Annotated in this window: 14 protein-coding genes; 13 read left to right on the forward strand and 1 reads right to left on the reverse strand. The window is 47.1% G+C overall.

Translation table 11 applies throughout. The features are described 5' to 3' along the window. Positions 1 to 3 precede the first annotated feature (3 nt). From ABEW32_RS09095 to ABEW32_RS09125, 7 genes are all read left to right on the forward strand, one after another. Positions 4 to 3,873, forward strand: coding sequence for a non-ribosomal peptide synthetase (locus ABEW32_RS09095; protein WP_430186715.1), 3,870 nt, complete (start codon positions 4 to 6; stop codon positions 3,871 to 3,873). 506 nt (positions 3,874 to 4,379) lie between these two features. After that, positions 4,380 to 6,035: an ABC transporter substrate-binding protein gene (locus ABEW32_RS09100; RefSeq protein WP_430186717.1), complete on the forward strand. Its 1,656-nt coding sequence runs from the start codon at positions 4,380 to 4,382 to the stop codon at positions 6,033 to 6,035. Between the two features lie 29 nt (positions 6,036 to 6,064). Next, complete coding sequence (locus tag ABEW32_RS09105) at positions 6,065 to 7,069, forward strand: ABC transporter permease (RefSeq protein WP_013369795.1); 1,005 nt, start codon at positions 6,065 to 6,067, stop codon at positions 7,067 to 7,069. 36 nt (positions 7,070 to 7,105) lie between these two features. Beyond that, complete coding sequence (gene nikC / locus ABEW32_RS09110) at positions 7,106 to 8,017, forward strand: nickel transporter permease (RefSeq protein ID WP_430186719.1); 912 nt, start codon at positions 7,106 to 7,108, stop codon at positions 8,015 to 8,017. 264 nt (positions 8,018 to 8,281) lie between these two features. Beyond that, positions 8,282 to 9,697: a deoxyguanosinetriphosphate triphosphohydrolase family protein gene (locus ABEW32_RS09115; protein WP_430186721.1), complete on the forward strand. Its 1,416-nt coding sequence runs from the start codon at positions 8,282 to 8,284 to the stop codon at positions 9,695 to 9,697. Between the two features lie 71 nt (positions 9,698 to 9,768). Then, positions 9,769 to 10,713, forward strand: a complete 945-nt coding sequence (locus ABEW32_RS09120; protein WP_430186723.1) for an MsnO8 family LLM class oxidoreductase — start codon at positions 9,769 to 9,771, stop codon at positions 10,711 to 10,713. Between the two features lie 21 nt (positions 10,714 to 10,734). Beyond that, a complete protein-coding gene (locus ABEW32_RS09125) occupies positions 10,735 to 11,721 on the forward strand; it encodes a TRM11 family SAM-dependent methyltransferase (protein ID WP_430186725.1) in 987 nt (328 codons plus the stop codon). A 4-nt stretch (positions 11,722 to 11,725) separates the two neighbouring features. On the opposite strand, the gene ABEW32_RS09130 is transcribed toward ABEW32_RS09125, so the two are convergent. Continuing rightward, the gene (locus tag ABEW32_RS09130; protein ID WP_430186727.1) at positions 11,726 to 12,682 is read right to left on the reverse strand and encodes a D-2-hydroxyacid dehydrogenase; all 957 of its coding nucleotides are present in this window, start codon (positions 12,680 to 12,682) and stop codon (positions 11,726 to 11,728) included. 227 nt (positions 12,683 to 12,909) lie between these two features. Here ABEW32_RS09130 and thpR point away from each other — a divergent pair, with 227 nt between their 5' ends. From thpR to ABEW32_RS09160, 6 genes are all read left to right on the forward strand, one after another. Continuing rightward, complete coding sequence (thpR, locus tag ABEW32_RS09135) at positions 12,910 to 13,476, forward strand: RNA 2',3'-cyclic phosphodiesterase (protein WP_430186729.1); 567 nt, start codon at positions 12,910 to 12,912, stop codon at positions 13,474 to 13,476. A 111-nt stretch (positions 13,477 to 13,587) separates the two neighbouring features. Continuing rightward, entirely contained in the window at positions 13,588 to 14,400 is an 813-nt protein-coding gene (locus ABEW32_RS09140) for a cell wall hydrolase (protein ID WP_430186731.1), read from the forward strand. A gap of 169 nt (positions 14,401 to 14,569) precedes the next feature. Further along, positions 14,570 to 15,253, forward strand: coding sequence for a metal-dependent hydrolase (locus ABEW32_RS09145; RefSeq protein ID WP_430186733.1), 684 nt, complete (start codon positions 14,570 to 14,572; stop codon positions 15,251 to 15,253). A 468-nt stretch (positions 15,254 to 15,721) separates the two neighbouring features. After that, positions 15,722 to 20,320 (forward strand): glutamate synthase large subunit, encoded by a 4,599-nt coding sequence (gltB, locus tag ABEW32_RS09150; RefSeq protein WP_430186735.1) that lies wholly within the window; start codon positions 15,722 to 15,724, stop codon positions 20,318 to 20,320. Positions 20,321 to 20,639: 319 nt separating this feature from the next. Next, positions 20,640 to 22,277 (forward strand): sensor histidine kinase, encoded by a 1,638-nt coding sequence (locus ABEW32_RS09155; protein WP_430186737.1) that lies wholly within the window; start codon positions 20,640 to 20,642, stop codon positions 22,275 to 22,277. A 116-nt stretch (positions 22,278 to 22,393) separates the two neighbouring features. Further along, positions 22,394 to 23,038 (forward strand): response regulator, encoded by a 645-nt coding sequence (locus ABEW32_RS09160; RefSeq protein WP_430186739.1) that lies wholly within the window; start codon positions 22,394 to 22,396, stop codon positions 23,036 to 23,038. The last annotated feature ends 128 nt before the right edge of the window (positions 23,039 to 23,166 follow it).

Genomic DNA, 23,166 nt, shown 5'->3' on the forward strand with positions numbered 1-23,166 from the left:
ATCATGCATTATGAAGGATATGAAACATCTTCGGCGCAAAAGCGGCTATATCTGATAGATGATCTTCTCGGACCTAACATTATCTATAACATGCCCAGCATTCGAATGATCAAAGGACAGCTGAAGCCGGAGCAATTGTACAGAGCATGGTGTAGGCTGACAGAACGTCATGAGGGCTTGCGAACATCGTTTCTACAAAAGGACGGCGAGGTTTTGCAACTCGTCCATGAATCCATTGACGTATCCATCCCCTATAGAGAACATTCGGATCAGAGCACGGATATGCTTGTTAACGAGTTTATCCGTCCATTCAGTCTGCATGAAGCCCCTCTATGGCGGGCAGAGCTTGTACCCTTGGCTGATGAGGAGTTCCTGTTCCTGTTTGATATCCACCATATCATTGCGGATGCGGTAACCATCAACATTATATTTGAAGAGCTGATGGCTCTGTATCACGGGCAGGAGCTTGCTCCATTAGAGTTTCAGTATGTTGATTATACGATCTGGCAAAACGATCAATTAAGCGACATTCATATTCAGAAGCAGGGTGAATTTTGGTTGAACCAATTTACAGAGGATGTCCCTCTGCTGTCGTTGCCTACGGATGGAAAAGGCCTAAGATCTGATTACAGCGGCGGGATCGTATCGTTTTCTATTAAAGCTGATACAGCTCACTCCTTGCGGGCATTATGCTTGCAGCACAATGTTACGTTGTATATGGTTCTACTCGCCGCATACAGCATTCTTCTGTCCAAATATGCCGGACAGGAGGATCTGGTCATCGGAACACCTGTCGCTGGAAGAACTCATTCAGAGTTTGAAGGGATTGTGGGTATGTTCGTGAACACGCTCGCTTTGCGCCAGAAGCCGCTGGGAAGCAAGCTGTTCTCTGCTTTTCTGGAAGAAGTGGCGGACCGAACCTTTGCTGCGTTTGATCATCAGGATTATCCGTTTGATATGCTGGTGGAGCAGGTTAATCCTGAGCGAATCAGCGGCCGCAATCCCTTATTTGATGCGTGCTTTGTATTGGAAAATGTACCGCAGCCTGTCGTGCAGGCAACAGAGGTCACGTTTTCTCCTTATACCTTTGAGCATACAATTTCAAAATTTGATATCACCTTGTATGCATATGAAATGCAGGATGGTATAGGGCTGGAACTGGAATATCGCAAAGCTTTGTTTACGGAGGAAAGCGCCTGCCGTATGCTGCGGCATTTTGCCAGAATTGTCGAGATCATTGGCGAACAACCCGAGATTCGGATTGAAGATATTGATATGGTTACAGAAGAAGAACGCACTCTTTTACTTCATACTTTTAATCAGACCAGCAGCAAAAATGCATACGAAAAAAAATCGCATGGGGTACCCATCCATCGTCTGTTTGAACAGCAAGTGGTACGGACGCCTGACCATCCAGCTGTGAGCTGGAAAGAAAAACAACTGACGTATGACGAATTGAATGAACGTGCTAATCAGTTAGCTCGGGTTTTACGGCAAAAGGGGGTTCAGGCTGAGGATGTAGTTGGTATTTTAGCTACGCCTGCGCTGGAGATGATTGTCGGTATATTGGCTATTTTGAAGGCGGGGGCTGCTTATTTACCGATTGATCCGCTCTATCCAGATGAACGGATTCAATACCTTTTACAGGACAGCCAGGCGAAAATATGCCTTCTACCAACTGTCAGCACTAGACGCTTTCCTCAGGCAGAAATGCTACTGCTCACAGACCAGAGTCTGTATACAGGAGATTCCTGTAATCTGGAGGACAACAATCAGGCGCGCAATGTGATGTACATTATTTATACTTCAGGGTCAACAGGACAACCGAAGGGGGTAATGGTTGAACATCAATCTTTTGCCCGCTTGGTACTGGAGCCGGGACCGCTGGTAATTACGCCAGAGGATCGAATATTGCAGACGTGTTCCCTGGCCTTTGATGTGTCGGTTTATGAATTGTGGGGAACGCTGCTAAGCGGAGCAACCCTGTATCTCATTGAAAAAGAAGAGCTATTATCTGCCGACATACTGGGAATGAGGATGGCACAGTATCAAATCACGATGGCATGGTTTACAGCCCCGCTTCTAAATCAGCTGATTGATGACAAACCATCCATCTTCACCGGACTTCGTCTAATCATGACTGGAGGAGACGCCTTGTCTCCCCAGCATATGAAGCTCCTTCGCGCCGCACAGCCGAATTTAACGATTGTGAATGCGTACGGTCCTTCGGAAAACACAATTTTTACGTCGTTTCATACGATTCAAGAAGACTATGACCATAACGTGCCGATTGGCAAGCCTGTTGCCAACACGCAGGTCTATATCTTGAACGCGTCCAATCAGCTACAGCCCATTGGTGTGCCGGGTGAGCTGTGTATTGGCGGTGAAGGACTAGCGCGTGGCTATTTGGCTCGTGAGGAATTAACAGCAGCCAAATTTGTTACTCATCCCTGGTTGCCGGAAGAGCGAATGTACCGTTCCGGAGATTGCGCTCGTTGGCTGGCTGACGGAACGCTTGAATTTTTGGGTCGCATGGATCACCAGGTCAAAATTCGGGGCTTCCGTATTGAAACTGGCGAGATCGAGGTTCGGCTTGCGCACATCGAGGGGATTCAGGAAGCAGTCGTTCTTGTTCGCCAACACAACGATGGGATCAAATACCTCTGTGCTTACTTTGTCTCCGATGCAGAAATGTCACCAGCGGAAGTTCGATCGGAACTTGCAACGTATTTGCCGGATTACATGATTCCTACCTGTTTGATTCGGCTTCCTCGTTTGCCGCTGAACGTGAATGGCAAAGTGGATCGGAACGCTCTGCCGGAGCCTGATCTTGAAGCACTGCGAGAAAATGAATATGTACCTCCTTGCAACGAACTGGAACAGGAGCTGGTTCGCATCTGGTCGATGGTTCTGCCCTCGAACCTCCCCATGGATCGCATCGGGGTAATGGACAATTTCTTCACCCTGGGAGGGAGCTCGCTCAAGGCGACCAAGCTGGTTTCACTGGTTTTGCGTGAGCTGGGCATCGACCTGCCACTTACCAAATTATTTACTTACCCTACCATTCGTCAACTGGCAGATGTATTGAAAGGAAGGGCGAAAAGTGTGTTTCCAGCCAGACCAGACACGCTAGTCCTCTTAAAGCCTGGTACATCGCAGGATAAACATCTTTTTTTCATCCATGATGGAAGTTTGGATGTCAGTTGCTACATGGAATTGGTAAACGAACTTACGGCTACATGGAATTATTGGGGAATAAAAATGGATGCTTCGATTCTTGCGGGAAATAAAACAGCTGGAATGAAGGAAGCCGCACATCGGTATGTAGGTCAAATCAAAAGTATTCAAGAGAAAGGTCCCTATTATATTGCCGGGTGGAGTATGGGGGGAACGATTGCTTTTGAAATGACCCGCCAATTGGAAGAGCAGGAAGAACGTGTTGAGCTCTTGACGATTCTGGACACACTGCCGCCTTTGAAGTATGGCAAGGAAGATCATTGGGACCGTCATATTCAAGAGCTGGAAAGAATGGACGAAGATTTGGATTTATCGCTATGGAAGCGAGCATTTCCAGACAGTGTACTTCCCTTGCTGCCTGAATTCAATGAGTTGGGACGGAATGAATTACTAGAACGCTTTAAAAGCGTAAATCATTGGGTGAAAATGCAGCATGTTTACCAGCCAGATCGAGCTGTAACAGCCCCTGTATGTTTGTTTATTTCAGAACATACCTGGGAATTGGGATATAAAGGGTGGGAAATGTATTGTAAGGGGGAAATGTGTACCCATAAAGTGCCTGGCGATCATTTTTCCATCGTAAAAGGGGCTCAAGCTGTGTCTGTAGGTTTGGTGCTGAATACATTTTTGAGGTAAAAACATGCTCCTGCTTGGAGGTTGAGGACCACAAGCAGGAGCTTTTGTTTAATATGAACATGTGAGTTGATTTGTAATATTAATTAACATGATGCATAAAAAACATATGGTAATGTATGAAAAACCCCCTTGTCTGCTTCCAAAATTTATAGTAAAGTATCCAATAATCAACTTTGTATGAAACTAATATTTACTATCTGTGAGTATTTATCACACATTCTCCATGACCTAACACAATCCTCTTCCCTTTTATGACATTACATCTATTCCATTATCCTACTGCATCTCTTACACCACTAGATTATGAATGCTTTCTGTGCCTGTCTGTATTCTTCAAAAAAAGCCTGTCCAGAACCTCCATACCTTCCCTACTACACACCTATTTGATGAACTCGGAACTTGGGACTACAGCTTGAGGACAAGCTTGTCATGCCAATCCAAAGGAATTGGTATTCATCCGGTATCAACGAATTAACAATATATAAGGTGTGAAAGGGGTTCGCTGCATGAGCAAAAAGTACGTAAAACACAAAATCTGGACCGTACTGCTGGTACTTGCGCTAGGAACTGTTTTGGTGCTTTCCGGTTGTGGGGGATCAGGTGAAGGTGCAAAACCAGAGGCAGGAAAATCGCCAGGTGGAGCGGGAAAAGGCGCTCAGGACACCTTGATTTATGGGCGTGGCGGGGATTCCGTGGCGCTAGATCCTGCCATTGTAACTGAAAGCGAGTCGTTAAAAATTGGAATGCAGGTGTTCGATACACTATTGGAATACAAGGAAAGTACCACGGAGATTCAGCCGGGGCTCGCAGAGAGCTGGGAAGTATCACCGGACGGACTTGTCTATACGTTCAAGCTGCGTCAGGGCGTAAAATTCCATGACGGAAGTGACTTTAACGCAGAAGCAGTTGTATTTAACTTTGACCGCTGGGTTGATCCGAAAAGTCCATACAAATTTGAGGGTGACTCGTTTGATTATTATGATTCTATGTTTGGGCCAGATGGAAGCAGAGTGATTAAGGAGGTTAAAGCGGTGGATGCGAATACCGTCCAGTTTACACTGAACAAGCCGCAGGCTCCTTTTTTACAAAATATCGCTATGCCATCCTTTAGTATTGCAAGTCCCAAGGCTATTAAGGAGAAAAAGGCTGATTTTAAAAATAATCCGGTCGGCACAGGGCCGTTTGTATTTAAGGAATGGAAACGTAACGATACGATCACCTTGGAGAAGAATCCTACTTATTGGAAAGAAGGACAGCCAAAGCTGGCTAAGGTCATCGTTCGTTCCATCCCAGACAACACTGCGCGATTTAATGCTCTGCAAAACGGGGAAATTGACCTGATGGAAGATTTGAATCCGGATGATGCGAAGCAGTTAGAAGGTAACAGCGAGTTGGTAAAAATTGAACGTCCCTCCTTTAATGTGGCGTACATTGGATTTAATTTAAAGAAACAGACATTTAGTAATCCCAAGGTACGGCAAGCACTGAATCACGCAGTGAACAAACAAGCCATTATTGATGCATTGTTTGCGGGCGAGGCCAAGCCTGCGGTCAATCCGATGCCGCCTACGTTATGGGGATACGATGAAAGCATTCAGGACTACACTTATGATCTGAATAAGGCTAAATCTTTGCTAGCGGAAGCGGGTTTTCCTAACGGACTTCCAGAGCCGTTAACCTTCTATGCAATGCCTGTATCTCGTCCATACATGCCTGACGGCAAAAAGGTAGCAGAGGCCATTCAAGCTGATTTTGAAAAAATAGGAGTCAAAGTCAACATCCAATCTCCAGAATGGGCTACGTATCTGGATGATCTTAAAGCTGGAGAGAAGGATGATCTGTACATGCTGGGATGGAATGGGGACAATGGCGACCCGGACAATTTCCTTTACACATTGCTCGACAAGGACACAATCCCAGGCAATAACCGCAGTTTTTATGTGAATGAGGAACTTCACAAAATACTGGTAAAGGCGCAGGTTGAGGTTGATCAAGATAAGCGTGCGGAATTGTATAAACAAGCACAAGTCATTATTAAACAGGATGCGCCTTGGATTCCCTTGGTTCACAGCACGCCGTTGATGGCAGGCAAAGCCAATCTTAAGGGTTTTGTACCTTGTCCGGCAGGTATTGAAGCGTACGGTAATATTTATTTTGAATAGCCTAAACGCAAGCAGGCGGTGAATAGCATATGAACTCATATATTGTAAAAAGGCTGGCCATATTGATTCCCGTATTGCTGGGGATGACGCTTATCGTGTTTTCGATTATTCATGCTATTCCTGGTGATCCGGCAGAAACGATACTGGGGGACAAGGCCACGGAACAGTCCAAACAGGCGCTGCGTGAGCAACTAGGGCTGGACAAGCCGTGGTTACAGCAATATGGGACCTATCTAAGTGAGCTGGCACGAGGGGACTTGGGCGATTCCATTCGCACCCGGCAGCCGATTGCCCGGGAAATGGTCCCTTATCTGGCGGCTACGCTGGAGTTGACGGTAGCAAGCATGTTTTTTGCCGTTGTCGTGGGTATGAATGCAGGCATCGTAAGTGCCTGGAAGCGAAATTCCTGGTTTGACTATGTCAGCATGGTCATTGCCCTGGTCGGAGTATCGATGCCGATTTTTTGGCTGGGCTTGATGGAGCAATGGATCTTTGCTAATAAGCTGCATTGGCTTCCTTCCATCGGACGTATGAATTCCCGTGATCCGGTGGAAGCTGTGACACATTTAGCCGTGATTGATGCGTTCATAGGTGGACGTATGGACCAGGTGTGGACCGTCATCAAGCATTTGATCCTGCCCAGTATCGCACTGGGAACGATTCCAATGGCGGTCATAGCGCGTATTACCCGTTCCAGCATGCTGGAGGTAATGGATGCGGACTATATCCGCACGGCTCGGGCGAAGGGGCTGGCATCTTTTCAAGTCGTGTACAAACATGCGCTTAAAAATGCTGCGATCCCTGTGCTTACTGTCATCGGTCTTCAGACCGGATCGTTACTGGGAGGCGCCGTACTGACAGAGACCATATTTGCGTGGCCCGGCATCGGACGGTACATTTTTGAAGCGATCAGCTCGCGTGACTATCCAGTTATCCAAAGCGGAATTCTAATCATTGCGTTCCTGTTCGTCATCATTAATCTGATTGTCGATTTGCTGTATGCTGTTCTCGACCGGCGTATTCGTTATCAGTAAATCAAGTCATCAGTTGGTCAGAGGGGAGATTGTCCGATGTCACAATTTTCAATGGAAACCAATAACATACCAACGACACGCAGCACACTGGCGCATTTGCCGGTGGTATCAGGCCCTTGGAGAGATGCGTGGAGAGCTTTCCGTCACAATAAAATGGCGTTCGTCGGTCTCAGCATTATTATCTTTTTTGTCATCATTGCTTTGATCGCGCCCTGGATTGCTCCTTTTGACTATAAAGAGCAAAATTTGGTGAGTCGCTTGCAGTCTCCTTCCGCAGAGCATTGGTTCGGTACCGATGATCTTGGTCGTGATTTGCTGACTCGTACGCTGTATGGCGCCAGAATCTCATTATGGGTCGGTTTCTTGTCCGTTATTGGTTCCATGATTGTAGGAACTGCCTTAGGATTAATTGCCGGATTTTATGGAAAATGGGCTGATATGATCATCTCGCGCCTATTCGACATCTTACTGGCATTTCCTGGGATTTTGCTGGCAATTGCTATTGTGGCCATTCTAGGGCCCTCGTTAGAAAATGCGTTATACGCCATTGCCATTGTCAATGTGCCAACGTATGGACGTTTGGTTCGCTCCAAGGTGCTGAGTGTCAAAACGGAGGAGTATATTACGTCTGCGAGGGCGCTTGGAGCCAATAATCGGCGAATCATACTCCGTTATATTTTGCCTAATAGCCTGACGCCGATCATCGTACAGGGAACATTGGGGATCGGAACGGCCATTATTGAAGCGGCAGCACTCGGATTTCTGGGCTTGGGTGCACAACCTCCTGAGCCTGAGTGGGGCAAAATGTTGTCCGATTCACGGCAATATATCCAAAATGCGCCGTGGACGGTCATTTTTCCGGGGATATCAATCATGCTGACCGTATTGGGTTTTAATCTGATGGGGGATGGCTTGCGGGATGTTTTGGACCCAAGAGCGAAGCGTTAGAACTTCGTTTCGTGTTTCTAATATGTTTTTACAAGTTTAGAGAATATACTTCTATTTTAATAGAAGAAAAAGAGGTGTTCCCTGGTCTGAATATGTGGCTGGAGGACACCTTTTTATTATGATATTTCTCGCTGTTTCGGAAACACCATCTGACTGAGCAATGGTGCTAAAAGTAACCTTTACTTGCTGAAAGTCATGTAAACTTTCCTGAGGCGTGAAAAAAATGTATAATCACTCCAATTGAGTACGTAGGGAGTGGGCTTTATGACATGGCAAAATAAAAGAGAGCATCGACAATTTGCGGAGCAAACACGAAGCGACGCTTCACGGGCAGCCTATGAACGGGATTATTCCCGATTGATCCATTCACCGACTTTCCGTCGGTTGCAGGGTAAATCGCAAGTATTTGGCGCAGGCACAGGCGACTATTATCGCACACGGCTGACACACTCTTTGGAGGTAGCGCAAATTGCGCGTGAGGCAGCACGAAGCTTGCTGCGCCGTCATCCCGAGGTAGAGTTGAAACAGGCGGATAATGCAGGATTGATCATTGATCCCGAGGTGGTAGAGTGTGCGTCGATCGCACATGACTTTGGGCATCCACCGTTCGGGCATAAGGGAGAAGAGGTGCTCGACGGGATTTTGGATCAACTGATTGAGACGAAGGTAGAAAAGATATCAGCTGCTGGTGGCTTTACGCCAGAGTCCAAGCGTGGGCTTGAAGCCTATGCGCGTGAGCGACGAATTTATGAACATTTTGAAGGGAATGCGCACAATTTTCGGCTGATTATGTTTTTAGAGAAGCGGGAGAATGTGGATGGGTTGAATTTGTCGGACGCAGTATTGCTCGGAATTAACAAATACCCGTATCCAGGAATTCTGAACAAAAAAGGGTTGTACCTGCATGAGTGGGAATATATACGTTCTATCCGCGAGGATTGGGGCATCCCTGACGGTAAAAAAACGCTGGAGGCTCAGCTCATGGATTTGTGCGACGATATTGCTTATTCCGCGCATGATCTGGAGGATGGGATTAAGGCAGGGAAAATTGAGGTGCACGAGCATTTCTTATATGACCCATATTTAATTCGTCTGATCACGGAAAAAATCACTACGTTGGAGGATAGCTTCTGGCAAGGCTGGCAACTGGCTGAGATTGAGCAGAAGGTCGCAGCGGTGCTAAGCGAATTTTTGAAGGTGTGGAATGGGAAGATGCCGATATGCGAACATGACTATTCTCGCACCCGCCGTGAAGTGAAGGCATACTGGGTCAGCCTGTTTGTCAGCAGCTTAGGTGTAATTGATGATGGAAACTGGAAAAAGGTAACCTTCGTACGGGATGGAAGCGAAGATTTGGATATGCTGCGCACGGTGAGTGTATTGAAAAGCTTTGCTTGGGTCACCATGATCCGCGATCTGCGCGTACAGCGTCTGCAAAAACGCAGTGAATGGATGCTCAGACGGTTATGGCTGGCTTTTCTGGACCCTAAAACATCCAAGTCCATTATTCCGACCGATTGGCTCCAGCGTTATGAGCGCGACCAGGCCAAGGCCAAGCCGATCTGGACATGGGAGCATATGGTCATCGATTATATTGCAGGCATGACCGATGCTTTTGCTGAAAAAATTTATAATGAGTTATATGGCCTCAAGGTGGGCTCCATCTATGATCTGGACTAACGCTTTCATTTAACCCTATATAATAGTAGAAATTTGTTTAGAACGGACAGAAGAGAGGAGGGGAGGTCTAAATGCAACCTCAATCTTTAGCTATAAAATCGTTGAATCTCGGCGTGCTTGATATGGTGCCGCTGCTGCCCGGTAACCGCCCCGAGCAAGCAGTTCAATGGGCGGTAAAGCTGGCGAGACAGGCGGAGACGTGGGGATATACACGCTACTGGACCTCTGAGCATCATGATATGGAGGGGCTGGCTTCCTCCAGTCCAGAAGTGCTGTTGTCTCATATTGGGGCGATGACGAGGACAATTCAACTGGGTGCGGGGGCTATATTGCTCCCGCACTATAGTCCAGTCAAAGTCGCCGAATGGTTTCATCTGCTGGCCGCACTATATCCGGGCAGAGTCGAATTGGGTCTCGGAAGAGCCCCTGGTGGGGGGCCTCATGCTTCGATGGCACTAAGCGGCAATTTTCTTCAACATGTGACTGAGCTGCCCCAAAAAATGGAAGCTCTATTGGCTTTGTTGGAAGGCACATATGAATATGAACAAACCCCCGTGTTTGCCCGTCCGATGCCAGAACAGCCGCCAGCGCTGTGGATGCTGGGTACCAATCGAAAAAGTGCCGAATATGCTGCACAGTATTCAACAGGCTATGTATTCGGCCAATTTATGAGTGAACAGCAAACGGAAGAAATGCTAAGCATTTACCGCTCCAGCTTTCAGCCGTCCACACGGATGGACAAGCCTCATACTATGGTTGCTGTAGGGGCAGTATGTGCCTCGACAGATGAGTTGGCGCAGCAATGGGCTGCTCAGATTTCATTAGGTGACCCGGCGATCCGAGCCAGTTGGCTGGTGGGCACACCATCGGTTATTGCCGAACGGTTGCGTAGCTTGCAGGTCAAATATAATAATGATGAGTTTCTGCTAGTCACCCCCATTCCCGATTATGAGCAGCGCCTTCATTCATACCGATTAATAGCGGAGGCTGTAAATGGTAGTCTTGATTCCAAATGAAAAGATGAAAAGAGAACTGACATGAATAAACACAAAATAGATACAGATAAAATGAAATCTCGCTACATATATACGTATGCTTGTCATGAAACCGAGCGTGAATTATGTCTATTGGAACTAAAATGCTTGTTCGGTCAGCAGCCTGTGCATAGCTCCATGCTGTTGTCCCATCTTCGGCTGGAGCCGGGGACCAGTCCGTTTATCCATCTCCGTCTGGATATCATCATCGATGCGGACACGCTGGAAGAGCTATGTGAAGAGGCTTCCATGTTACAGCTTGAGGAAGGAAAGACCTTTAAGGTGCTATGTCTTAAAGAAGGGGACAATGAGGCTGATTATGCTGAGCGGCGCGGGATAGAACGCCAGATTGGCGCACGTATTCACGGGCAGGCGCAAATGAAGATACCTGAGGTCACCTTAGGGGTCATACGGGTAGGAGACCGGTGGCTAATGGGCATTTGCGAGTATAGCGACAGGTCGTGGCAGGAGCGTCGTCAGAAGCCGCAAAACTATTCTACTGGACTACCCGTACTGGTAGCTAGAGCACTTGTGAATTTGGCAGCAACGGATCTAACGACATCTAAGGGAATGTCGGACTCCTTGAAACTGCTGGACCCGTGTTGTGGTATGGGCAATGTGATGATTGAGGCATTGAGTATGGGCAAGGATATTCACGGCTGTGATATCAACCCGTTGGCGGTACGTGGGGCACGCGTAAATTTACGTCATTATGGATATGAAGAAGATCTGGTGAAACTGGGGGATATGAATATGCTCACAGGCACATACGATGCGGCTATATTGGACATGCCCTATAACCTGTGCTCCGTGCTCCCTGCCGACGAACAAAAAAAGATGCTGCGCAGTCTGAGACGTCTGGCTACGCGGGCAGTGATCGTGAGCACGGAGCCGATGGCAACATTGCTATCCGAGTCAGGCTGGACCGTTATGGAGCAATGCCGGATCTATAAGACAGGTATGAGTCGGGAAATCTGGATGTGTAAGTAGCTTGTTAATACTGAGTTTTGTAGTTAACCAAATTCAGCGGCAGCTCCTGACCAGTAGCATAGGCCTGCAAATTAGTAAGAAAAATATCTACCGCTCGTTCAGCATATCGGTCTGTATCCCCTGCAATATGCGGCGTAATCAGGACTTGCTCCAGGCCCCACAGTGGATGTGACGCAGGTAGCGGCTCTTCCTCGAATACATCCAGGCCGGCAAAGGCAATATGTTTCTGCTCCAGGGAGCGTACCAGCGCATCTGTCTGAACAGTCTTGCCGCGACCGACATTAATGAAGAAGGCGCCTTTACGCATCGCTGCAAACGCTTTTTCGTCAAAGAAGTGATGGGTCTCTTCAGTGAATGGCAAAATATTAACCACAATATCTGCCACGCCCAACGCTTCATGTAGTTGTTCGTTTGTGTACATATGTTCTACATGGGGAGCTTCCTTGCCGGAACGGCGAACCCCGATCACCCGCATGCCAAAGGCTTCTGCAATCCGAGCTGTTTCACGGCCAATTTCGCCAACGCCTGTAATCAACAGCGTTTTGCCACGTAATTCCGTTAGTTGACCTTCCGGTGGCTGCCATGTTTTCTGACGCTGCAAGAGAGCCGCTTGCTGTAAATAACGGGTATGCGATAGCAGCATTCCGAAGATCTGCTCTGTAATTGGAATCGCATGCACACCACTCGTATTCGTAAGTGCAATGTTGCGCTTTTCCAGCTCGGTAAGCGGGAGCTTATCAATCCCAGCCGACCAGGTTTGTATCCACTTTAGCTTGCTATCTGGATGTAATGCTTCCTCGGCAATATGCTTGGACCAGCCTAGAATAACCTCGGCCTCACGGATTTGTTCAGACTTCAATTCCTGGGCTTTGCCAATAACCAACTCGTAGCCCGGAGCTGCATCACGAACCTGTTTTTTTTGATCTTCCGTCAGTTGGTGTAAACTTAAAATGCTTCCCATGATTCATAGCCTCCTCGATGTTTGATTCCTTGGAGTTTCCAATATATTCTGGCGAACCATCCCTTCAAGGATAACAGATTGCCGGAAAAATTGCATAAGAAGGGTAGAAACAAGCTTGTAGTGTCACTATATATAACAACAAGTGGCTTTACCCTGATTAGGGAGCGACTAAACAGCTACTTTTTGGGATATCCACGGGATATTCAATAAGAAAGGAGAAGAGGTTGATGAAAGATGAATCGCAAAGACTTTTTACAGCGATAGCTCTTCCGGACGAGCACAAGAAGAAGTTACGTCGTTGGGTAGAGCAGGATTTGGATCATTTGTCTTTTCGCAAATGGAGTGACTTCAGAGATTACCACGTGACACTTCAGTTTCTGGGTGATCTGGCGATCTCGGTAATTCCACAACTTGAGCAGGCTTTAGCTCATGCTGCAGCTGAGCATCATCCGTTTACGCTCGGCATAGGTGAAGCAGGCTTTTTTGGACGTGAACAATTTCCGCGTGTACTGTGGAGGGGGGTGACCGGGCAGCGAGAGTCGCTGGATCAGCTGTACCAGTCCATAATTCGGGCTACCGAACCGCTGGGTTTTAAACCCGAGGAACGGCCTTATCGACCTCATATCACCGTAGCACGTTCGTATACAGGAGGGGAGCCTGTTTCAGCGTCTGTGTGGCAGTCAGATGACCGAAGCGTCGAGCCTTGGGAAGTGGGGGAATTTGTGTTATATGCAACACGAATGGGGCAAAAACCAATGTACCAAATAATTCAAACATTCCCATTAATGAGGTGAAACCCTTGATCTATCAGCGAATTTAGTGATATAGTGTTTCAGCGTTATTCAAAAAGCGCATTTTGGGTTACATATCTGAGGAATGTGCTTAAAGTTAACGGGAGGAACATTATGGAAATCGTTAAAGAACATCGTTGGTTTGCACCTCTTTTGAGTGTGCTGCTTGTTTGTATATTGGGGATAGGCCTCTACGCTGAGGTTCAGCAAACACAGAATAATCATAAAAATGCACCTATGAAATCTCTGAGCTGGTCAGGGAACAATTCAGTTCCTACATATGGCGACAGGATGGGGACCCATAACGGGTCAAACAGGACAAGCCCCATCTTTGTCGCTGCTCATGGGCAGCCAAGCTGGAAAGAAATCATGCCGACTCCGTTACCCGCTTCCCAGATGAAGCAGGTGGAACAAGCTCGGAATAACGTTGCTACAGGCAAAAACAAGCCTGAGGTCCAGCATAGCAAGTCCGCAATCCTAACCCCTCCTACAACCATCTACTTTACGAAGACAAAAATGCTCACTCAGGATGACAAGGCGTTGTCTACCTGGAGCTATCCTGTCTCCGCTAAAGAACTGCTCCTGCTGCAAAAAATAGTGATGGCAGAAGCAGAAGGCGAACCGTACGAAGGCAAAGTGGCAGTTGCCAATGTTGTCTTAAACCGGCTGCGGTCAGCCTCATTTCCCGATACGATTCAGGCAGTGATTTATCAAAAAGCGCAATTTAGTCCGGTTGCGAACGGGCGTCTTCGTCGTGTTCAGCCTAACCAGGATTGCATCCGTGCAGTTACGGCCGCTTTGAATGGTCATAAAGCCGTGCCTGATAACACCTGTTTTTTTCTGTCGCTTACGTTGGCCCAGGACCTCACGGTTCATCATTCGCGTACCAAGGTGAAGACAATCGGTCATCATACCTTTTATAAATGATCATTTGGTATAAATCCCAAAAGCGACAAATAACAGCCTTTTCTAAACAACAGGATGCAACTTTGTGAGCGTATTTTGTGTGCGCAGGTGAAGCTGGTATGCATAAGAGGTATAATAGGTAAAGGAAAGTAACCTAAATAATGAAAGTGACAAAGGAGGCGTAAATGGTATGAAAATCACATATTATGGACATTCAGTTGTGTTGGTGGAGGCAGAGGGGAAACGGATTATTATTGATCCTTTTTTGACGGGAAACCCTAAAGCAACCGTACAGGCCGAAGATATTCAGGTGGATGCAGTGCTGTTGACACATGGTCATGCCGATCATTTTGGTGATGCAGTCGAAATTGCCAAGCGCAATGATTGCCCTGTGATCGCGGTGGCGGAACTAGCTGAATATTGTTCATCCTTGGGAACCAAAGCCCACGGTATGAACCTGGGTGGTGGTCACCAATTTGATGGTTTTCACGTGAAGTTTACGCTGGCGTTCCACAGCTCCTCTTTGACGGTGAACGGACAAACCATCTACATGGGAGAGCCAGCGGGGATTTTATTGACCATGGGAGGCAAAACATTTTTCCATGCAGGGGATACGGGCTTGTTTGGCGATATGCGTCTCATTGGAGAAACGAATTCTATCGATGCCGCAGTATTGCCGATCGGAGACGGTTATACAATGGGACCGGAGGATGCCTTGCTGGCAGCAAAATGGCTGCGGGCAAGCCGCGTGATACCGGTGCATTACAATACTTTTCCTGGCATAGAGCAGGACGGAGACGGCTTCTGTGATCGGCTTCATAAAGAAGGCATTGAAGGGAAAGCATTGAAGCCAGGCGAAAGTCTCGAATTTTAATACGTATCATCGATTTGCGGAAATATACATGATGGTCCGTATGACATCAAAATTCAAAATTCCTTTGTCAGCCGTTTCTGTTCCTTGTTGAATAGAAAAGGCTGACTTTTTTAATGAATATTTATACATAAAAATGATATATTATTGCATTGTTACGTTGAAGCTGTAATGTAAAAGATTTATTATCACAATCATAAAAACTTTGAATTGCTAACACGATAGGTCAATGATAAAATGATAGAACTAATTAGATTCATCAGTGGAATCGACGTGTTTTTCAAGTCAAGCCATTGCATAATTATTGAAAAACATACGCATTCGGCGGACCGTACCGCCTTGAATACGTCTTATGTTTTTGTCCCCCATTCCTCGTAGTTGTTCTTTGATTTACCTCTTGTTGCCACTGTCTTCTATTCGGTCGCCTGTATATCAGGCCAGCATGACTTTATAACAGAAAGGTTGCGTTCCATGAGACAGACAGGTTTACCACCCAAACAGGGACTATATGATCCCCAATTCGAAAAAGACGCCTGCGGCATGGGCTTTGTTGCCCACATCAAGGGAAAACCATCGCACGATATTGTAAGTCAGGCTTTGACCATGCTCGTAAACATGGAGCATCGGGGCGGTCAGGGAAGTGAGCCAAACTCCGGTGACGGAGCGGGGATCATGATTCAGGTTCCTCATCTGTTCTTTCAAGAGGAAGCGGAGCGATTGGGCTTTAAATTGCCAAAGGCCGGACAATATGGCGTGGGTATGCTTTTCGTATCCAATGATCCAAAAGTTCGTGAGATGCATGAGCAGAAGCTTAGAGAAATCATTGTGGACGAAGGCCAAAACTGTTTGGGCTTTCGCGATGTTCCAACTTATGACGAAATGCTGGGTAAATCGGCAAAAGCAGCTAAACCTGGCGTACGTCAGGTGTTCATCGGTCGCAGTAGCGATTTGAAGGAAGAACTGGACTTTGAACGGAAACTGTATGTCATTCGTAAACGTGCAGAGCTTGCTATTCGGTATAACCAAGAAGATATGAATGGTGAGTCGTTCTATATTCCAAGTTTGTCATGTCGCAAGGTTGTATACAAAGGAATGCTGACAACCGAGCAGGTAGGCAAATTTTATTTGGATTTGCAGGATGAGCGGGTGACATCGGCGATTGCGCTGGTCCATTCCCGTTTTAGCACGAATACGTTCCCGAGCTGGGACCGTGCGCATCCTTATCGTTTTATGATTCATAACGGTGAAATTAATACTATGCGCGGCAACGTCAACTGGATGCATGCGCGTCAGGCACAGTTTGAAAGCGAAGCGTTTGGCAACGATATCAAGAAGGTAAAACCGGTCATCAACCCGGATGGCTCGGATACAGCCATGTTTGATAATACGCTGGAGTTTCTGTATCTGAGTGGACGTTCGCTTCCTCATGTAGCTATGATGATGGTGCCTGAGCCTTGGAACAAACATGAAACCATGGACCCGAAGAAGCGGGCATTTTATGAATATCACAGCACCATGATGGAGCCGTGGGACGGACCTGCTGCGATGGCGTTTACAGACGGTATTCAAATCGGGGCAATTCTTGACCGCAACGGCCTGCGTCCTGCACGTTACTATGTGACCAAGGACGATCTGATTGCACTGTCGTCTGAGGCGGGCGTATTGGATATTGCTCCTGAAAATGTACTTTATAAGGATCGTCTCCGTCCAGGGCGTATGCTACTGGTGGATACCCAGGAAGGCCGCATCGTTTCTGATGAAGAGTTGAAGGAACGCATCGCATCCGAAGAACCTTATCAGCAGTGGCTGGATGAGCATTTGATTGATTTGGAAGAGCTGCCTGAAGCACTGGAACAGCCAGAGCCGAAACATGAAAATGTAAATCAACTGCAGCTCGCTTTTGGATATACATTTGAAGAGCTGTGCAAGCTTCTGGAGCCGATGGCACTTACAGGTGCGGAACCGATTGGCTCAATGGGGTATGATGCTCCACTGGCAGTATTGTCTGACCGTCCGCAACGTTTGTACAATTATTTTAAACAAATGTTTGCTCAGGTTACCAACCCGCCGATTGATGCCATTCGTGAAGAAATAGTGACATCAACTGCAACGACGATCGGACCAGAGCGCAATTTACTGCATCCTGAACCGGAAAGCTGTCGTCAGATTCGGTTGGATTCGCCAGTGCTATCAAATGAAGAGTTTGCCAAAATTCGTCATGTACATCGTCCAGGCTTCAAATCCATGACCATTCCGATCTTCTTTGAAGCAAAAGAAGGTGCTGAGGGCCTACGCAAGGCGCTGGAAGGACTGTTTGAGGCGGCTGACCGTGTCATTGACAAAGGTCATAATATTTTGATTCTGTCTGACCGTGGAGTGGATGCAGAAAATGCGGCCATTCCGGCGTTGCTGGCTGTTTCCAGCCTGCATCACCATCTGATTAAGCAGGGTACACGCACACGTGTGAGCATTTTGCTGGAATCCGGAGAGCCAAGAGATATTCACCATTATGCGGTGCTTTTGGGCTACGGTGTGAGCGCGGTTAATCCATATCTGGCGTTTGAAACGCTGGATGTTATGATTCAACAGGGCTTGCTGCGCGGCATTTCGCACGAAAAGGCAGTTAAAAATTATATTAAAGCGGCAACTAAGGGTGTCGTTAAAATATTATCCAAAATGGGTATTTCCACGATTCAGTCGTACCGTGGAGCGCAAATTTTCGAGGCCGTAGGTCTAAAGCAGGATTTTGTTGACCGTTACTTCACCTGGACACCTTCCCGCATTGGCGGTATTGGTCTGGAGGAAGTGACAATGGAAGCACTGGCCCATCATAACCGTGCTTTTACCGACAAGGATGGCAATGACAAGGTGCTCGATTCGGGCGGCGAATACCAGTGGCGCAACGATGGAGAAGAGCATTTGTTTAACCCGCAGACGGTGCATTTGCTCCAGCAGTCCGTTCGCTCAGGAGACTACGAGCTTTACAAGAAGTACACCAAGCTGGTACAGGGTGAATCCGAACAGTATTTGACAATTCGCTCTATGCTTCAATTGAAGCCTGCTGGAGGGCCTGTGCCGCTGGATGAAGTGGAATCTGCTGCATCGATTATGCGCCGCTTTAAAACAGGAGCTATGTCCTTTGGCTCCATTAGCCAGGAAGCACATGAAGATTTGGCGATTGCAATGAATCGGATTGGTGGCAAAAGCAACACGGGTGAGGGCGGGGAGAACCCTGCGCGTTTCATCCCGGATGCTAATGGTGATTCACGTCGTAGTTCGATCAAGCAGGTAGCGTCAGGACGTTTTGGTGTAACATCAAATTATTTGGTGAACGCTGATGAAATTCAGATCAAAATGGCGCAAGGCGCAAAACCGGGCGAAGGTGGACAATTGCCAGGACGTAAGGTATACCCTTGGGTCGCCGAGGTACGCGGTTCAACGCCAGGCGTAGGCCTGATTTCGCCACCGCCGCATCACGATATTTATTCTATCGAGGATTTGGCAGAGCTTATCTACGATCTCAAAAATGCCAATCCACGTGCTGACATTAACGTAAAACTGGTATCTGAGGTAGGTGTAGGCACCATTGCGACAGGGGTAGCCAAAGGCCGTGCTGACATTATTCTGGTCAGCGGTTATGACGGTGGTACTGGCGCTTCCCCGCAAGGCTCCATCCGCCATGCGGGTATGCCGTGGGAGCTGGGGCTGGCTGAGACGCATCAGACGCTTATGCTGAACAACCTGCGCGACCGCGTGGTACTGGAGACAGACGGTAAAATGCTGTCTGGACGTGATTTGGTCGTAGCTGCCCTGTTGGGCGCGGAAGAATACGGCTTCTCCACAGCGCCGCTCGTGGCGCTGGGCTGTATTATGATGCGGGTATGCCAAATGGATACTTGTCCGGTGGGTGTGGCTACGCAGAATCCCGAGTTGCGCAAAAATTATATGGGTGATCCTGCCCATGTGGTGAATTTTATGCGTTTCATCGCAGAAGATGTCCGTGAAATCATGGCGGAGTTGGGCTTCCGCACAATTCAGGAAATGATCGGTCGTACGGATTGTCTGGATACCGTGAACGCCGATACGCACTGGAAGAAGAAGGGCGTAGATCTGAGCTTGCTGCTGCATGTTCCTGAGTTGGAAGATGGAAGTGTACGTTACCGCGTACAGCGCCAAAACCACGGACTGGAAGAAACACTGGATATGCAGAAACTCGTACCGATGGCTGCGGAAGCACTGGAGAGCGGAACGCCTGTGGAGGGTACCTTGCCTATTACTAACGTGAATCGGGCGGTAGGTACGATTCTGGGCAGCGAGGTTACACGTAAGTATGGAGCGGCGGGTCTGCCTGAGGATACGATTCGCTTTAACTTCATTGGATCAGCAGGCCAGAGCTTCGGAGCGTTTATTCCAAAAGGCATCACGCTCAGCGTGGAAGGCGATAGCAATGACTATGTCGGTAAAGGGCTATCTGGCGGTAAAGTTATTGTAAAGAAATCTCACAAAGCAACCTTCAAGGCAGAAGAGAACATTATTATCGGCAATACAGCCTTGTATGGAGCGACCAGTGGTGAAGCTTATATTAGCGGAATCGCAGGCGAACGCTTTGCCGTTCGCAATTCCGGCGCACGTATTGTTGTGGAGGGCGTTGGTGATCATGGCTGCGAATACATGACGGGCGGACGTGTAGCCGTATTGGGCGGAACCGGACGGAACTTTGGAGCCGGGATGTCTGGAGGTATTGCATACGTCTATGATCCTGAGGGAACGTTTTTGAGCCGTTGCAACCTGGAAATGGTGCTGCTGGAAGATGTGGAAGACCCTGCAGAAGCAGCGGATTTACGCGGCATGATTCAGCGCCATGTCACTTACACGGGTAGTGAAGCGGGTCAACGTATTTTGGATGAGTGGCAGACTGCGATTCAGCAATTTGTACGGGTAATTCCAAAGGATTACAAGCGTATGGTTGAACAGATCCAAAAAGAAGAGGCAACCGGTTTGAGCGGGGATGAGGCTCTACTGGCAGCATTTGAAGCCAACATGCGTGAATTGGCGCGTGCCGGGGGCTAAAAAGTAGATTCCCAAATTTACGAAAAGGACTTGCTGAATACCACTGTTATCATCGCGGCGGTACCAGCAAGTCTTTTTTAGGTTTACGAAAATGTGATTTATTACCTTGACAAACGTTATAAATTCTGACATTACCCCCAAAATGTTTTCCTGAAACGGTAAATATGTTATAAAAAGTACCAAATTTTTTGGAATGTAACCGTTTACGTAAGAGTTTATGTCTTGTTATTTATTTTTGGATTGGTTATGATTTTTTTAGAGTACACAAACAAACCTAATATGCCCATCGTCCCTTCAAAACACAGAATAGGGTGACAGGATGAAGTTGAAGAAGTCAGCAGAAGACAAAATGATTTTTTTATACCGTTATGTATCATTATCTTTAACGTCACTTGTTTTTCTGTTCGAAACATCTAGATTAATGGTATGGCAGAAGCTAATACTAATTGTTTTTCTATTTTTATCCGTTACAGCATTTACTTGGATTTACCGTAAATACAGACTTCATGATATGGTATTGAAGTGCAGTATTGCACTAGAAACCGCAGGGATCATTTTGCTATTATTCCCGACCGGAGGGATCAATAGCCCGTTCAAATGGTATGTGATTACTCCCATGCTGGTAGCTTGTGCTCATCTATCTATGAGGTACAGCTGGACGCTCCTACTTTCTTATATCGGTTTGGTGCTCACATTTTGTTATACCTTTTTTACACCAGGTCAATATTTTTTGTGGGATCTTATATTGCAGAACATTAATTTGTTCCTAGTATTGATCGTCACCACAATGGCAATGCAGGTTATTCGCGTCATGAAGGACGAACTGAAGGTGGCCAAAGAACAAGCCAATGAGACGATGGATCATATCAAGTCGATATACCATATCATGGAGACGACCAGCCATAATGAGGCATTAAATTTGGGGCAGGTCATCTCGGATTATACTGTCAAGCTAACCAAGCAGAGCCGTGCATTTTTCTGGCTGGATAGTCAGGAGGAAGATGCACCGGCAAGCAGCCAGACAGGCTGGACGGTAGAGGAAGAAGAGCAGCTATTCGAAGAATTGGTGAATTATCGGGAGGAGTTCAGGGAAGAACGCGAACCATTTTTTAGACATCTGCCGGAATGGGGCGACTTTCTCATGATTACCGTACCGATGACGACCCGCTTTGTAGCGACAATTGGTCTCAAGCTGGGACCGGATCAAAGTTTGACGGGGAGACGCTGGCTCGTACAACAACTGATATTCTTGGCTGAGCTGAGTGCTGTGTTTTTGGAGCGCTATGAGCTGGAACGTATTGAGAACCAGTTGATTGTGACGAATGAGCAGAACCGGATTGCAAATGAAATGCATGACAATGTGTCACAAAGTCTTTTTGGTATTGTATACGCAACACATTCTCTCCGGCAGACTTGGTGCCATCAGCCTAAGGAGCAGGTGGAGGAACAAATTGATTTAATTCAGCAATCGGCTAACCAAGCGGTTAGAGAGCTGAAAGGGGCAATTCATAGTCTAAGCTCGAAAAAAAGCGGAGGCTCAACTTGGTTAGGTACGGTGAAAAGTCATCTGCATACACTCTCCAGGCTGAACCATGTACAAATTGATTTTGACATTCATGGTGATCATTATTCACTTCCGTATTTGTACCAAAAGGCTTTGTTCCGCATCATTTCCGAAGCGGCGGGGAACGCAATCCGTCATGGATTGGCCAAGCGAATTGATGTGAAGTTAAAATTGACGCCCCAAGTGATTAGACTGTCTATTCATGACGACGGAGTAGGATTTGAGACGGCGAGAATGGTAGCAGGAGGTGAGGCGGTCAGTGCAGGCGGGGGCCTGGGCATGATGAATATGGAATATTTAGCTCAATCGATGGGAGGCGAATTTGATATTTCAAGTCGGATCGGAGAGGGAACACAAATCCGATTGTCCATTCCGGTAAATACTTATGAATGAGGGTTATACAAAATCCTTGAATACAATGTGTGAACATTCTGCAATACAAAATCTGCGGTAACAATCGGATACATAGGGATTATGCAAATCCTGAACTGTAGACAGGAGGCCGAATCATGAAAATTGTCATTGTCGATGATCATCCTTTAGTACGGAAAGGACTCGCTGCGGTTATATCCATGCAGCCCAATGTTCAGTTCGCGGGAGAGGCCCAGAATCAACAGGAAGCACTTGTAGTGATCGAAGAAACGGATCCGGATTTGGTGCTGCTGGATTTGAAATTAGCTGATGAATCAGGTCTGGATATTATCAAGATAGCGCGCGGACGCGGGTTTAGAAGTAAATTTATTTTGCTAACCTCTTCTGCAACACGTGAAGATTTTCTAAAAGCTGAGGAAGCCTCGGTGGACGGTTATGTGCTTAAAGAGGCTCTGCCTGAGGAATTAATTTACGCGATTCATCTTGTCAACAAAGGACGCAAATATTATGATCCGGCTATTCTCGAAAATAAGCTGCGTGAAGATGCGGGCAATCTCACAGACGACCTGACACCAAAGGAAAAGGAAGTGCTGGTCGAACTGGGGCAAGGGGCTTGCAATCGTGAAATAGCATCCAGGTTGTTTATCAGTGAGTTCACCGTCAAAAAGCATGTCAGTCAGATATTGGCCAAGCTGCGACTGGCAGATCGTACGCAGGCAGCATTGTATGCCAATGCGATTGGTCTGGCGAAGTATGAGCCAACAAATATGATGATGCGCTAACCCCATAGGCTACGCAATAATTTTATATGCGAGTGGTAGGGGAAAAGTAGAAAAAGCCTTGAAATCACCAAACTTGGTGGTTTTAAGGCTTTTTTGCTTTTATTTTTCCACAATCGACAAAGTATGGT

It is taken from the genome of Paenibacillus jamilae (genome assembly GCF_050482105.1).
Lineage (GTDB): Bacteria > Bacillota > Bacilli > Paenibacillales > Paenibacillaceae > Paenibacillus > Paenibacillus jamilae_B.